The sequence below is a fragment of the Pseudanabaena sp. SR411 genome, from assembly GCF_002251945.1.
Classification (GTDB): domain Bacteria; phylum Cyanobacteriota; class Cyanobacteriia; order Pseudanabaenales; family Pseudanabaenaceae; genus Pseudanabaena.
This window is the reverse complement of the sequence record NZ_NDHW01000164.1, coordinates 1-13020: the sequence shown is the minus strand read 5'-3', so window position 1 is coordinate 13020 and position 13020 is coordinate 1. Positions and strand designations below refer to the sequence as shown.

The following is a 13020-nucleotide window of genomic DNA, read 5'->3' as shown; positions in this document are numbered from 1 at the left end:
TTCTAGGCTTCCTAAGTTAAATTGGCTATGCCTTCTTCCTGAGTTGATGTGGTAGTAAAGAAATCTAAAAAACCTGTAACAGACATAGTGTCAATTAGTTCTTCACTTAAACCAACTAGGACTACCTTTCCTTCTTTAGTTGTGATTTGCCGATATAGGGAAAGGAGAGTGCGTAAGCCAGCACTGGACATATAGGGAACCCTAGTCATATCCAATAGTAAGCGAATATGGGGCTTCACTAACTCAGACACAAACTTAGTTACATCGGGGGCAGTACTGGCATCAATATCACCATCTAACTCGACAACCTGAATTTCTCCTACGGATTTTAGTTTAATATCCATTCACCATATCCTGTTCGTGTTGTTAGTATTAGAAATTAAGCAGTGGGGACGATCTGGACTTTAATTTTAACTCGATCCTGAGTATCAGGAAGCTTAACGGTTAAAGCGATCGCATCAAAGTCTGTATAAGGCTGCCCGTCAATTTCTACGGAGCCAATTTTAATGCTATTAGGGGGCAAAATATCGGGAGAAACTCGTAAAATGCCATCGGAAAAACCTTTAGGAAATGGTTTGAAGTATAAATCTAAAGGCTGTTTGGTAATCAGAAGATTAGTATAAACTGCGGATAAATAGCATAACTCCGTAGAATGATAGGCTGACATGGAGTGAGACCCTTTATATCTCTCTGTTCCCATTAAATAGGGCATACCATTTGCCAAAACATTAAAATAAACAGCACCGTCATCATGATCGAGGAAGAAGGCATTGTAGAATGCAGCTACCTCACGGGCATGTTTTAGATAATCTTCACTCGGCAGGAGTCCATGTAGGATTAAATAGGCAAGAACAGCCTGTTCCTGTTGCCACCAAGCTTTACGATCATGCCAGACAAAGCTAAAGAAATCTTCGCCAGGTTGTTTTGTGCGCTCAACTACGTCGTACCATCCTCCCCTCTGGCGATCGCTGCCAGCCTCTGGCATTAGTTCCGCAATCTTCTGAGCAAGGGCAACATAGCTATCCTTAGGCTTGAGACTTTGCATCCGCATTAAATTCCAAGCAATTTTGAGATTATGTCCCACGACAGCCCGATTTTGCTGCCATCCCCAAGACTGGTCTTTATCCCAATTTTCAAAGAATTTTTCTTGGACAAACGGACTATTTTCATAGTCTTGGAAATACTTTTCAATCGTATCAAAAGTATCTTCTAACATATCTGCATATTCTTGGCGACCAGTTCCCAAAAACAGATTAATTAAATAAGCAGGAGCATGATCACCTACGGAATTCCAATTTTTACGAGCCTGATTCCGACCCATAGATGCGGCCCGTGGGTCGAGGGTCAAAGGATCAATATGGGAAAAATAACCACCTTGTTCTCGATCTAAGTAGAACTTATTAAATAGATCGATAGTCATCTCCGCATCTTTTAAAATGCGTGGATCACCCGAAATTCGATAGGTTTGAATAGGTCCAGCCAAGGCATAGATTTGCTCATAAGCGGGGATGCAATCGTAGTCATCATCAAACTCGGAGGTTAATAACTTTTGTTCTCGATTTCCCGTCACCTTAATGCCGTGATACCAGTAAATCAGGTCTTCATCTGGATCATAAAAACGCATATGATTGCGTAAATATTCCGTACCCAGTTCCGCCCCTTCTAAAAATTGATCTTCTCCAGTTAATAGATATGCTGAAGCGAGTCCATAAACCAAACGAGAAACTGTATCTGTTTCCTGTAAGTAGTCATCCTTCTGCTTTTCGCCCGTCAGCTTCAGCATTGTGCGATATTCTCGGTAGTCAATGGGCTGATTCGGATAATTAAATTGCCACTTTAGATATTTATCAGCGATCGATCGGATTTGATTGATCCACCAGTCTGGTTCTTCATGACGGTACTTATCAGGGGCATCTCCAGGAAAAACAAGGGACTTAGCTTCAAATTTATGATCGTCTCCTTTAGGGTAAAAAACACCATAGGCAAAAATATGTTGACCAGGCTTTAATAACTCATTTAACTGTTCAGTTGCATCAATATACCCTTCCTCTAAGTTTTGACTAATGCGACCATAGGTCGTTGAGCCAATATAGGCTGTATATTCGATTCCTTCAGAGGTTTTGATACCGAAATTTTTATCACTGCGATTAAAGTGGGTGACATAGCCTGTAATAAGGTCTGAGAAAGAAAAAGGAATCTGACTTGGCATTTGGTTTTCCTAAATAGAACTAAAATTGGTTGTTAACTTAATAATTGGGACATTTAAGGAAGAGTTTTGTCCAGCTAAAATCGCTGTGACATTTACCTCATAAGCTTTAGGGCTAGCCCAATTCCCCTATCAAGGCGCAAAAATAGCGGACGTAGATTTGCTGTTTTGCCTTCAAAAATCTACTTTATTTGACCTTCGATATGAAATTATTTATAGATCTATATCGCTAGAATCACTCAAGTTTGTTAGTCACCAGCAATTCTCATTACGGAAATTTTGTCTTGATTTGGCTGAGACTATTGCGACTATTATCAATAGTGTTTATTGAAAAGCATATGTATTAGTTTTAAATTTAATAGCTTAGAGAAACCAAAAGTCATAATGAGAATTGTATGTTAGTCACCTTAACAGTCGTAGGCTAGATCACTTACAGTATAAAGTGTCCCGCCTTAAATTGCTAGGCGTTGCACATATTCATAATGATCAAGGAAAAATGGGAAAGGATTTTTGATCTTTACGTTTGAGGTAAAAAAGCAGTAAACGGATCGAAATCGGCAACATTTCCTTATCACTCATCTGTTGTTGTATAGCACCTTGATGATTCATCGCTCGGAGAATGTCATCACATGGGCAATAAATCGCTATAATTTCATCATTCATTTTTCTTGCTGCTACTCGGCTTTTGTCTTTTGTAGCAGTATTTTTTCTTGTTACCATAGGTAGCAACTTGGGTTATGATTAATCAGGTTTACTTGCCTAATTGCAGTAATTCTATATTTTCAAAAAATTAAGTTCAAAAAAAGTAAAGAATTAACTGCAAACAACTAAAGACTATAACAAGGTTAATCATTTTCTTCTGTAAGTTAAGTAATTACTATCTTAAAGTATCTTTAATATGAAATCGATGCTATTTAAAACAAAGCCCAGTAGTTTGGCTTCTATTTTTTTGGCTGTCATAATTGCCTGCATTAGCTTTGTATTTTGTGCTTCAGCAAGCTGGGCAGATAATGCTAGTGAACTTGTAATCGTAGCAGGGAAAGTCAAGGTAAAACCTGAAAAAGAAAAGGAATTTATTGATTTTTCAGAAAGCTTAATTGCACCTTCAAGGGCAGAGACGGGGGCAATATCCTATAGTTTTTACAAAGATGAAACTCAAGATAATGTCTTTATTTTTTATGAAGAATGGAAAAACCAAGCAGCCTTAGACTATCATTTTCAAACTTCTTATTTTAAAGAATTTGTTAAAAAAGCACCTGATTTATTAGCAGAGCCACCTGTAATCAAGATATTTCATGTGGCATCTCTTAAAATCCTAAACTAGAAACGATTTACCTTGGTTGCTAAGAATTAGATGGGTCTTCTGAGTTCTTGGGGTAAATCGTATGAAACAATACAATTATGAGTTCTTTAGCTTATCTCAAAACCATGCTGAGAGAAGGTTTTGTGTTTCATAAGTGTCGCTTATTCCCCCAAAAACAGAATAGCTGAATAGATAAATATTTAAGTTCAATATGAAAAAATATTTTAAGTGGTTGATTAGCTTAATAATTGCCTTCACAGCAATTCTTGCTTTTTCAATAGTTTTTATAAGTTTTTTGCCACTACCACAACTTGAGTCTGTAGAGGCTGCGGAAGTATCAAAATTTAAAACCTTGGATAATTTTCCAACGCCCAAAATAGAAAATCCTGAGCTTATTCTGGGCCCTGCAGGAGAAATATTTGAGTTTAGCACTTGTAATCGCGGTGATTTAGGATTTACGATCGCCAATGCCCAAATTCCCGCAGGAGCTGGACCATTGCCCCATATTCACCATTACACCAATGAGTGGTTCTGGACTCCTGAAGGTAATTTAGAACTATTCCAAAGTGCCAGTGAGTATCCTGATTTGAATAAGCCAGCTACTAACGATCAGGCGGGACGAACCACTCTTTATACTGTGGATACTAGCCCTAATCAGGTGGTCTATAGTCCTAAGTATCATGTGCATGGGTTTGTCAATACCAGTAACAAAACTCGCCCCCTAACCTTTGTGTGGATTAAAGATCAAACTTCACCGACATATCCTTTGAATGATGGTGGGATTCGTGAGTATTTCCAAGAAGTGGGAATTCCTATTAAAAATATTGAGAAATTGCCACCAATTACCGATGAGTCAAAGAAAAAATTTGTGACTCTTGCTCCTAAGTACGGCATTAATCAAAGTAATTATTTTCTGAAATATGCTTCTGCTGTGTCTGGTCAACCTCCCGTAGCTTTGGCAAATTTAACTAATGATCAAGATTTAACAAGGATTATTGATGCGATTAATGCTTATAATCAGGGCGATCAATCTGTGAAATGTTTTTAGATTTTTCAAAAATATCTAAAAATTAATTAGGGAATTTCAACTTGGAAGTAAAGGAATAGATCCATGAGTCAAGAATTAGGATTTGCATTTTTAGGTGGTTGGTTGCTTGGTGTGATTTTTACTTTTTTTAAGCTTCCTTTACCAGTTCCTCCTTTTCAAGGTTTAGTTGCCGCTGCCGCCGTTTTACTCGGTCAAGTAACTTACAATTTCATCAAAGAAAGATTTGCTCTTTAATGCCTTTTTTGTTCTTCTTTACACCCTTTCAAGCAGAACCACCCAATGTTAAAAATTAAAGCTTGGTCTGTTGTTTTTTTCTTGGCGATCGCTGCCTGTAGCATTTTTTTCTTTCAATCCTTTGTCGCCTCTGCCAAGACAGTGGACACGATCGCAGATATTCCTACGCCGAAGGTTGAAAAACCTTCGCTGATTCTCACTCCAGCGATCGAAATTTTTAACATTGCTTCCTGTTCTACCAAGGATATGGGCTTTTCCATTGCTTCGGCGAAGATTCCCCCTGGTGGTGGACCAATGCCTCATGTTCATTACTTTATCAATGAGTGGTTTTGGACTCCTGAAGGAGGAATTGAACTTTACAGTAGCGCTCGCGAGTATCCCGATATTAATCACCCCCCCACCCAAGATGGCGCAGGGAAGACTGATTTATACATGATTAATATGCAGCCTCGGCAAGTAGTGTACTCTCCCAAACACCATGTGCATGGCTTTGTGAATAGCACCACCAAAACCCTACCGATCACTTTTGTATGGTTGAAAGATAAAGTTGCCCCAGATTTCTCCTTTAATGATGGCGGGATGCGCGAATATTTTACGGACAGTGGGGTAACAATCACCGATCTGAATGATCTGCCTCAGGTAACAAATACTTCTAGGGCAGCATTTGTCAATCTTGCGCCTGAGCATGGGATCAACCAAAGTTCTTACTTCCTGCAATACGTCAGTACGATCTCGGATCAGATTCCCGATGAACTTGCCAAGCTTAAGAACGATCGCGACCTCAGGAAAATTGTTCAGGCAATCAAAGCCTTTAATCAAGGGGATAAATCTGTGAGCTGCTCATGAGTTTAATACCTGCGTCGCTGAAGTTTGGTGTGCATACCTTCATCTGGAAAAAAGAATTTGCAGGAGAAGAGGCGTTTATCTTTGAGCAAGCAAAGTCTTGGGGATTTGCTGGTGTGGAAATCTCCACCCATTTATTTGACCAGATCGCTCCCGATACGGTTCAGGATTATCGCGATCGCTATGGATTAGATATCACTTTCTGCACCAGTATGCCCAATGGTTTATCGCTTGCCGCCCATGATCAGCAGATTCGGGATCAGTCCATTGCCTATATTCAGAAGGCGATCGCCTTCTGTGAGGCTTGTGGCATAACTAAACTGTCAGGGCCACTCATTCATCCAGTGGGTTATTTGACTGGCTACCCTCCCCAAGAGTCAGAAAAAAACTTCCTCATAGATAGTCTGGCTCAAGTAGCCGAATCTCTATCCCCAACAAAAATCAAGCTAGCTCTTGAACCTCTTAATCGCTTTCAAGGCTATATCTTAAATACAGTAGAACAAGGAGTAGAAATTTTAGAAACCATTGGCTCCCCTCAACTGGGTTTATTACTAGACCTATTTCACATGAATATTGAGGAGAAGGATGTTCTATCGGCTTTTAGATTAGCGGGCGATCGCTGCTTTCATATCCATGTTAGTGCTTGCGATCGCGGCACTCCTGGAACTGATACTTTCCCTTGGTCACAATGGTTTGAGACTTTGCATGAGCTAAATTACCAAGATTGGGTGGTGATTGAGAGCTTTAACTTTCATGATCCAGAGCTAGCAACAATGGCGCGAGTCTGGCGATCTCTGGCTCCTAGTAGTGAGTATATTGCCCGTGAAGGGCTAAAGTTTCTGACTCAAACCTATAGTTCTCTTTAAGCATAAATAATCAGAATGGATAATCAGCATGAATAATATGAAAGAAACATTTATTCCTATTCCCTTACCGTCAGGATTTCAACATACTTTTACTGCGGTTGCTGATGTTACTTTACATGCGATCGAGGGAGGGACAGGTACGCCTCTATTATTACTGGGGGGCTGGCCGCAAACCTGTTATGCTTGGCGACTTTTATTAGAGGAACTAGGTAAATCTTTTTATGTGATTGCCCTCGACTTAAGAGGTCAAGGCGATTCTGATATCCCTGAGGGAGACTATGATTGTGCTACGGCTGCCCAAGAAGCGATCGCCTATTTAGCTCAAAAACAAATCACTTCCTTTTACTTAGTTGGTCATGATGTGGGGGCATGGGTTGCCTTTACCATACTCAAACTATTTCCTGAAGCTATTCAAGGTGCAGGTTTAATTGATGCTGCGATTCCTGGTTTAGTTAGCACAGATTTCTTCTCTGTTGTCAATGCCGCCAAAGTTTGGCAATTTTACTTTCATAAAAATAGTGATCTAGCATCAGATCTAGTGCAAGGGAAAGAGAGAGAATATCTATCTTGGTACTTTACCAACAAATCCATTCGCAAAGAAAATCTCTCTCCTGATATCATTGATTTTTATGTGAGTTACTATAGCCGTCCCCATGCTATGAAAGCAGGATTTTGGTGGTATTCCTGCATTGATGACAGCATTAAAACTAACACCTTATCCCCTGAGACTCGCTTCTATCAACCGATTTTTGCTATGGGTGGAGAATTCGCGACTAAGACTCTCATTTATCAAGGCTTAGCTCCCTACTGCGATAAAATTACCAGTTATGTTGTGGAAAACTGTGGACATTACATTCCTGAAGAAGCACCCGAAGCGATCGCCCAAGCCATCTTTGCAACTTTTATAAATCAATCTAATACTTAACCAATATTTAAAAAGAGGATAGACTCATGAAATTCTCCCGTAAAAACTTTTTATTAATGGCAGGTGCAACCTCATTAACCGCTCTAGGAGCAGAAGCCCTAAGTGAGAACGATCACAAAGCCTCACTTCCTGACCTAGAAACCGAATTAGAAAAGGTCTTAGGTCTTTCTGGCGAATATGGGAAAAATTATGGGAAGTCGAAAATCAAAGCCTTCCATCTTCATAATCAACCCAAATCTAGTCCCTTACATCAAAACCTAGAAGCTCTCTGGTTAGATGTTTTTGAGAAAACTAATGGTGAACTTTTTGTTTCTCCTCTTCCTCAAGATGCCTCGCTTCAAGGTGGTGATCCCCAAGCTGTCAGGTTAGTATCAACGGGACGATTTGAGGTTGTAAGTGTTGCGGCTCCAATTATTGATAAATTATCGCCAGATGTTGTTGGCATCCAGAATTTATCGTTTATCTATCAATCTTCTCAAGAAGTTTTTGAAATAATCAATCAACCTATTTTTGCCAAAATTCTCGATCACTCAGTTGCTAAATATAACCTCAAGTACTTATCCAATGGTACGTTTGATAATGGTATGCGTGTCATTACATCTGTCGAAGCCAAACCCATTTATAACTTAGATAGCTTCAAAGACTTAATTATTCGGATTCCCCCATCCTATGATTTTCAGCAAGCAATGCAAGCCCTAGAAGCTAATCCTAAGTTTTTTACGATGAATGAAGTCTATGATGTTCTTAAAAATCGGATTGTAGAAGCTCAAGAAAACCCATTATCAGTAGCAAAAGGATTTGCCCTGCATGAAGTTACTAAATATTTGAATATGACTAATCACGCTTGGTCAGGCTATAACACTTTTTTTAACTCTAACTTTTGGAATAAGTTGTCTCCATCTAACCGAAAGGTCATTTCAGAATTATTACCCATATATCAGGCAAAACAAATTAAGGCACAGGGAGATTATAACTCTGCTGTTTATAAGGAATTGACAACAAAATATGGTATGACTGCGACTCAACCCGACTGCTCTAAAGCAGTGCAAAAATTGATTCCTATATATAAGTCAATTTATAGTCAACTTAATTCACAGGCAAAATCACTAATTAACTCTAAGTTAGAACAAAAAACTGGAGTTAAATTTAGTTAATTATAGTTAATTATGGGCATGTTAAAAAAACTTCTGAATCTTTTTAATAAAAACTTTACTCAAAAGAGATTAATTTTATTTTTATTTTCTCTGATTTTTTTAGGTGGATTTGAAACTTCTCAGTCTCTAGCCCAAGAGCAAGATTTTATTATCAAAAAAGTTGACTTAAGTCGATATGGTAGCCCTAGTTTTATTGATCAAAGTCGAACTAATAAACAATTAGTAGTAGGTTTTCAAAACTGTAATTTAGTTATCCTTAATAGAGGTTTAGAGTTAGAAAGAAATGTTTATTTAGATAAATGTGGCAAACTTTTCAAGTCTAGGTATGGAGTATTTGATAATCAGACTATAATTTCTTCAGCAATATATTCTGGTAATGCATCACTTGTAAATGCCGATAAGAGTTTTTCGATTCCAATCCATAAAGCTGCTGTCACGGATTCATTTATTACTAATAATTACTTAATATCTTCTTCCGATGATGGGTCAGTTCAAATTAATATTTTAAATAATTTACTAAAGAATAAAGTTAATAGCTATAAAATATATCGCTCAATTGGGGTTGCTAGAAATTTAGCAGTTTTCCCTGCAAATGCAGTCACGACATCTAAAGTTGTAGTTAGCTATGATAGTGGAGAGATTGCAGTTCTTTCTCTAACAAAAGATATTTCTACAAGGAAAGCAGATTCCGTAAAATTTCAACCAATAGAAAGCCGAATTAATGCTTTAAAATTTTCTCAATCAGGCGATAAGTTAATCGTTGGGTATTTTACAGGTGACTTGGTAGAGATAAATATTACTAATGGTCAATTTAGGAAGCTTTTGCAAGTTAGTTCTCAAATTAGTAGTCTTGATATCAGTCCCGAAAATATTATTGTGATCGCTGATGACAAAGGTTATGTCAGGATTATTTCATTAATAACAGGTAGGGTTTTACAAGAACAGAAAATATCATCCGTAGGAGTTACAGGGATTCTGTTTATTGATGATAAGACAATCCTAGCAACTGATGCTGCTGGGTATTTATATCAATTTAGTCTAACTAAAGTAGGTAATTAATATTAACCGTAAGTTTAACTGCGAACTTAACAATTTAAAACAACTATTTTAAATTATTCTGTAATTATTAAATCGATTCCATTTATGATATATATAATAACTAACTTAACTTCTAGATTCTAGATACAGATGATTGAAGCTTTCAAAATATTTCTGAATTTTAATTAAGTGCAAAAAGCTGTAACTATCAATATAATGTGAAGCGGAGAATAAAATGCCTTACGAAAATGCTGTGCTAGATGATAAGGACCTCCAAGCAGGTTTATCTGCAATCAATCCTAAATTTGGAGACTTCGTTACCCGTGTTGCAGGAGAAGCTTGGGGTTTACCTCTCATCGATCAAAAAACAAAAGCCTTGATTACCATCGCAGTTGACCTAGTTAATAACACTCAAATAGGCGTTGGTAGTCCCTTTGAAGCCCATGTAAATATGGCACTCAAACAAGGTGCAACCCGCGAAGAAATTGAAGAACTCTTGTTGTTCACGGCGGTATATGCTGGCTTCAACAAATCCGCTAGTGCCTTCGGTGCGCTCAATCAAATTCTCGACAACTCTAATTTAGATTAGACTAGAATCATTGCACAGTATACCTTACATCTCGAAAGAATTTATCTGTAAAAAAATGAAAAAAAGGACTAACTACTACAAAGATTTATCTGCTGATTATTCAAAACCTGGACTAGTTTCTGAAGAATTAAAGACAAAACTTATAAGTGATGCCGAGACGTTTATTCTCTTAAAAGAAGCAACCTTACCTCAAATCGGAGATAATTATACTACTGCCCAAATTGAGCTAGAAAATAAAGAATGGTGGCCCACCCACTGTGAAGCTCTCAGACAAGGTAGAGGTGATTTATTAACTGGTGAATATCGAGATGATTTAGTTTATCTTTGCCAAGATGGACCTTTTCATGGATTAGTGGAACAGAAAGAACGAGAACAACATTGGTGGGCATTAATTGCTCAACCTGGTGTGACCATGTGCTGGCCCATTGTGCAATTTTGGTCAGAATTCGTCCACTTTGAGTGGAAATGTGTCGATGATGAAACCAATGAAACCCTTGCTAAAGGCATGGTTTGCTGGGTAAGACGTGGACACCGTGGCGGTTGCTACTTTAAGAGCGAACAATTGACATTCTATAGGGATGTCTTTGCTGCCCCTGAGTTACTAACACTAATCACTACATAGAAATATTTCGAAAAGGATTACCAAATAATTCTTTTCGAAATATTTCTATGTATTCAACAAACCTTAAATAGGCTGTAAAACTGACCAAGTCAGTTAAAGGAAATCACAGACAATCAAAGCTAATCAATGGTAATCACAAGATATGACTCAAATCAAAGGCAAAATTGGCGTAATTATTGAAGACCATTTCGATCAAACTGAATTTCGACTTTTTAATGCTCACTTCCCTGAGTATGGCTATGAAGTAGAATATATCTCTCATCTTTGGGGACAGCCTGCCTTACATTTTGGCGGGAATCCTGATGATGGTATTTACGATCCCATTGAAAAAGTTACGGTCACAACAGAGATTAATTCCATTAATCCAGATGACTATAAAGGATTTATTTGCATTGGTGCCTATGCCACAGATCGGTTGAGATATCAGGCTACTGTGAAAAAAGGTCAAAAGAATCAAGCTCCTGCTGTTGCGTTTCTACGCAAGGTAATTGACAATCCCAAGATTAAGCTCGGTACAATTTGTCACAGTCTATGGCTGTTCTGTGCTGATTCCGATTTAATTAGAGGTAAAAAAGTTACCTGCGCCCATAATATTATTTGCGACGTAGAGAATGCTGGTGGTGATGTGATTTACGAAGGAGATGCTACCGCAGATTTAGTAATTGACGGTAATTTGATCACAGGTAAGCACCCGGGTGTAACTATGAAGTTTATTGAAACCTTTGTTAAAGAAATCGAAACTGTATCTTAGTGTGTGTAACCGTCCAATAGCCTACAGAAAAATCAAGTGTCTAGGATTATGTATAAGAGGCTGATGAACAGTAGGAATTAGAGAATGATGCTGCATCCGCAGTCGAGCTGCCAGACAAGATTGCGTCAGAAAATCCAAGATGGAACGTCCTTGTAGTTTCAAAGAATGATTGCCAGTCAACATTCTCGTCACAAACTCACTCCCAGACTGAGCCCGAGAACCAAAGCTGAGATTACGCCAAATTACGGCGGGACGCAAAGCACGTTCTGCGGAATTATTCGGGTATGGCAACGATTCGTGTAAAACTGTATCACGACAGGCTTAAGATGTAGATATAGTGATGTTTTTAGAGATTTGCTTTTTGCAGCCTTGATTGACAATCTTAGAACGTAAGAATGCGGGTTTGAGTCACCCTAAAGCTAGAGAAAAAGCCTTCATGATACAAAATTGCACGAATCGTTGTCATACCCGTCTATCAGCAACATACGGATGCAACGGGGCAAGTATTTACACCTGAAGCGGTTGATTTAGCTTTTTATTTGATGCAGGGACAACCTTGGCTAGTCAATGCGATCACTAAGGAAATTGTTGAATACATTACAAAAGATCCTGCAATTCCTATTACTCCTGAGTTGGTGAATGAGGCTAAGGAGATTCTGATTAGAAGACAGGATACACATTTGGATAGTCTGGCGGAGAGATTGAGGGAAGATAGATAGAGTCAAAGCAGTGATTCAGCCGATTCTCGCTGGGCAGGAACTGCCAGATGTGACACAGGATGATATTCGCTACGTTTTAGATTTAGGGCTTTGTACTTATGTAGGGCTTGCTGAAAAAGGCAGAAACAGTTGCAATCAGTAGTTTTCAAAGGTTGCACAAGCTGATAGAATGCAAGGAAAAAGCCCAAAAGCAAGAAAAAAACTTGCATCAATAAAATTTTATGTACCGAAGTTTCGCAAAAGGGCAACTATCATTCGAGAACTTCTATCTTCCATTTAATGGAAAACTGTCAGGAGAGAATCGATGTGTAAAGTTAGCGGAACTAATCCCATGGGAAAGTTTTGAGAGTGAATATGCCGAACAATTCAGCGCAGGAGAAGGAGCACCAGCCAAGAGCTTTCGGATGGCACTGGAAGCACTAATCATCAAAGAGAAACTAGGAACAAGCGATAAAGAGACAGTAGAACAGATCCGAGAGAATCCATATTTGCAATACTTTTAAGGATATCAGAATACAGAGACAAAGCACCATTTGAAGCCAGCATGATGGTACACTTTCGCAAACGATTGAATCTAGACTGGAGTTTAGACTAAAAAAGGTAAGAAAGGCAGAGTAAAAGAGATACAAACTGCCTAAAGTAGATAAAAAAGAAAGACATATCTACAGCCATGATTATTGACAAACTACAGGAATTTCGTCAACAGGTATATGGATTTTTAG

Annotated in this window: 15 protein-coding genes and 2 pseudogenes; 13 read left to right on the top strand and 4 right to left on the bottom strand. The window is 38.4% G+C overall.

The features are described from left to right. Positions 1 to 11 precede the first annotated feature (11 nt). From B9G53_RS16800 to B9G53_RS26875, 3 genes are all read right to left on the bottom strand, one after another. Entirely contained in the window at positions 12 to 344 is a 333-nt protein-coding gene (locus tag B9G53_RS16800; RefSeq protein ID WP_094534312.1) for an STAS domain-containing protein, read from the bottom strand. Between the two features lie 35 nt (positions 345 to 379). Beyond that, positions 380 to 2209 carry an AGE family epimerase/isomerase gene (locus B9G53_RS16795; protein ID WP_094534310.1) on the bottom strand — a complete coding sequence of 610 codons (1830 nt, stop codon included), beginning with the start codon at positions 2207 to 2209 and terminating at the stop codon, positions 380 to 382. Positions 2210 to 2692: 483 nt separating this feature from the next. Then, entirely contained in the window at positions 2693 to 2926 is a 234-nt protein-coding gene (locus tag B9G53_RS26875; protein WP_141211806.1) for a hypothetical protein, read from the bottom strand. Between the two features lie 178 nt (positions 2927 to 3104). On the opposite strand from B9G53_RS26875, the gene B9G53_RS16790 reads away from it, so the two are divergent. The 11 genes from B9G53_RS16790 (at position 3105) to B9G53_RS16745 (ending at position 11579) form a co-directional block, all read left to right on the top strand. After that, positions 3105 to 3530, top strand: a complete 426-nt coding sequence (locus B9G53_RS16790; protein WP_094534308.1) for a putative quinol monooxygenase — start codon at positions 3105 to 3107, stop codon at positions 3528 to 3530. Positions 3531 to 3861: 331 nt separating this feature from the next. Then, complete coding sequence (locus tag B9G53_RS16785) at positions 3862 to 4557, top strand: cupin domain-containing protein (protein ID WP_254923692.1); 696 nt, start codon at positions 3862 to 3864, stop codon at positions 4555 to 4557. Positions 4558 to 4620: 63 nt separating this feature from the next. Further along, a complete protein-coding gene (locus B9G53_RS27505) occupies positions 4621 to 4791 on the top strand; it encodes a hypothetical protein (protein ID WP_176453252.1) in 171 nt (56 codons plus the stop codon). A 45-nt stretch (positions 4792 to 4836) separates the two neighbouring features. Next, a complete protein-coding gene (locus B9G53_RS16780) occupies positions 4837 to 5637 on the top strand; it encodes a cupin domain-containing protein (RefSeq protein WP_094534304.1) in 801 nt (266 codons plus the stop codon). Beyond that, on the top strand, positions 5634 to 6500 hold the full coding sequence (locus tag B9G53_RS16775; RefSeq protein WP_094534302.1) for a sugar phosphate isomerase/epimerase family protein: 867 nt from the start codon (positions 5634 to 5636) through the stop codon (positions 6498 to 6500). Before B9G53_RS16780 ends, B9G53_RS16775 begins: the two co-directional genes overlap by 4 nt. A gap of 28 nt (positions 6501 to 6528) precedes the next feature. Further along, positions 6529 to 7425, top strand: coding sequence for an alpha/beta fold hydrolase (locus B9G53_RS16770; RefSeq protein ID WP_254923691.1), 897 nt, complete (start codon positions 6529 to 6531; stop codon positions 7423 to 7425). A gap of 26 nt (positions 7426 to 7451) precedes the next feature. Next, complete coding sequence (locus B9G53_RS16765; RefSeq protein WP_094534298.1) at positions 7452 to 8579, top strand: DctP family TRAP transporter solute-binding subunit; 1128 nt, start codon at positions 7452 to 7454, stop codon at positions 8577 to 8579. Between the two features lie 12 nt (positions 8580 to 8591). Then, positions 8592 to 9638, top strand: a complete 1047-nt coding sequence (locus B9G53_RS16760) for a hypothetical protein (RefSeq protein ID WP_094534296.1) — start codon at positions 8592 to 8594, stop codon at positions 9636 to 9638. A 214-nt stretch (positions 9639 to 9852) separates the two neighbouring features. Continuing rightward, complete coding sequence (locus B9G53_RS16755) at positions 9853 to 10206, top strand: carboxymuconolactone decarboxylase family protein (protein ID WP_094534294.1); 354 nt, start codon at positions 9853 to 9855, stop codon at positions 10204 to 10206. Positions 10207 to 10261: 55 nt separating this feature from the next. Beyond that, positions 10262 to 10828: a hypothetical protein gene (locus B9G53_RS16750; protein ID WP_094534292.1), complete on the top strand. Its 567-nt coding sequence runs from the start codon at positions 10262 to 10264 to the stop codon at positions 10826 to 10828. Between the two features lie 142 nt (positions 10829 to 10970). Continuing rightward, a complete protein-coding gene (locus B9G53_RS16745) occupies positions 10971 to 11579 on the top strand; it encodes a DJ-1/PfpI family protein (protein ID WP_094534290.1) in 609 nt (202 codons plus the stop codon). Positions 11580 to 11600: 21 nt separating this feature from the next. Here B9G53_RS16745 and B9G53_RS26870 read toward each other — a convergent pair whose 3' ends face one another. After that, the gene (locus tag B9G53_RS26870; RefSeq protein WP_141211804.1) at positions 11601 to 11870 is read right to left on the bottom strand and encodes a hypothetical protein; all 270 of its coding nucleotides are present in this window, start codon (positions 11868 to 11870) and stop codon (positions 11601 to 11603) included. A 179-nt stretch (positions 11871 to 12049) separates the two neighbouring features. On the opposite strand from B9G53_RS26870, the pseudogene B9G53_RS16740 reads away from it, so the two are divergent. Both B9G53_RS16740 and B9G53_RS16735 read left to right on the top strand, forming a co-directional pair. Then, positions 12050 to 12392: pseudogene (locus B9G53_RS16740) on the top strand (ATP-binding protein); the annotation flags it as partial. Positions 12393 to 12519: 127 nt separating this feature from the next. Next, positions 12520 to 12878, top strand: a pseudogene (locus B9G53_RS16735) (transposase); the annotation flags it as partial. Positions 12879 to 13020: the final 142 nt, after the last annotated feature.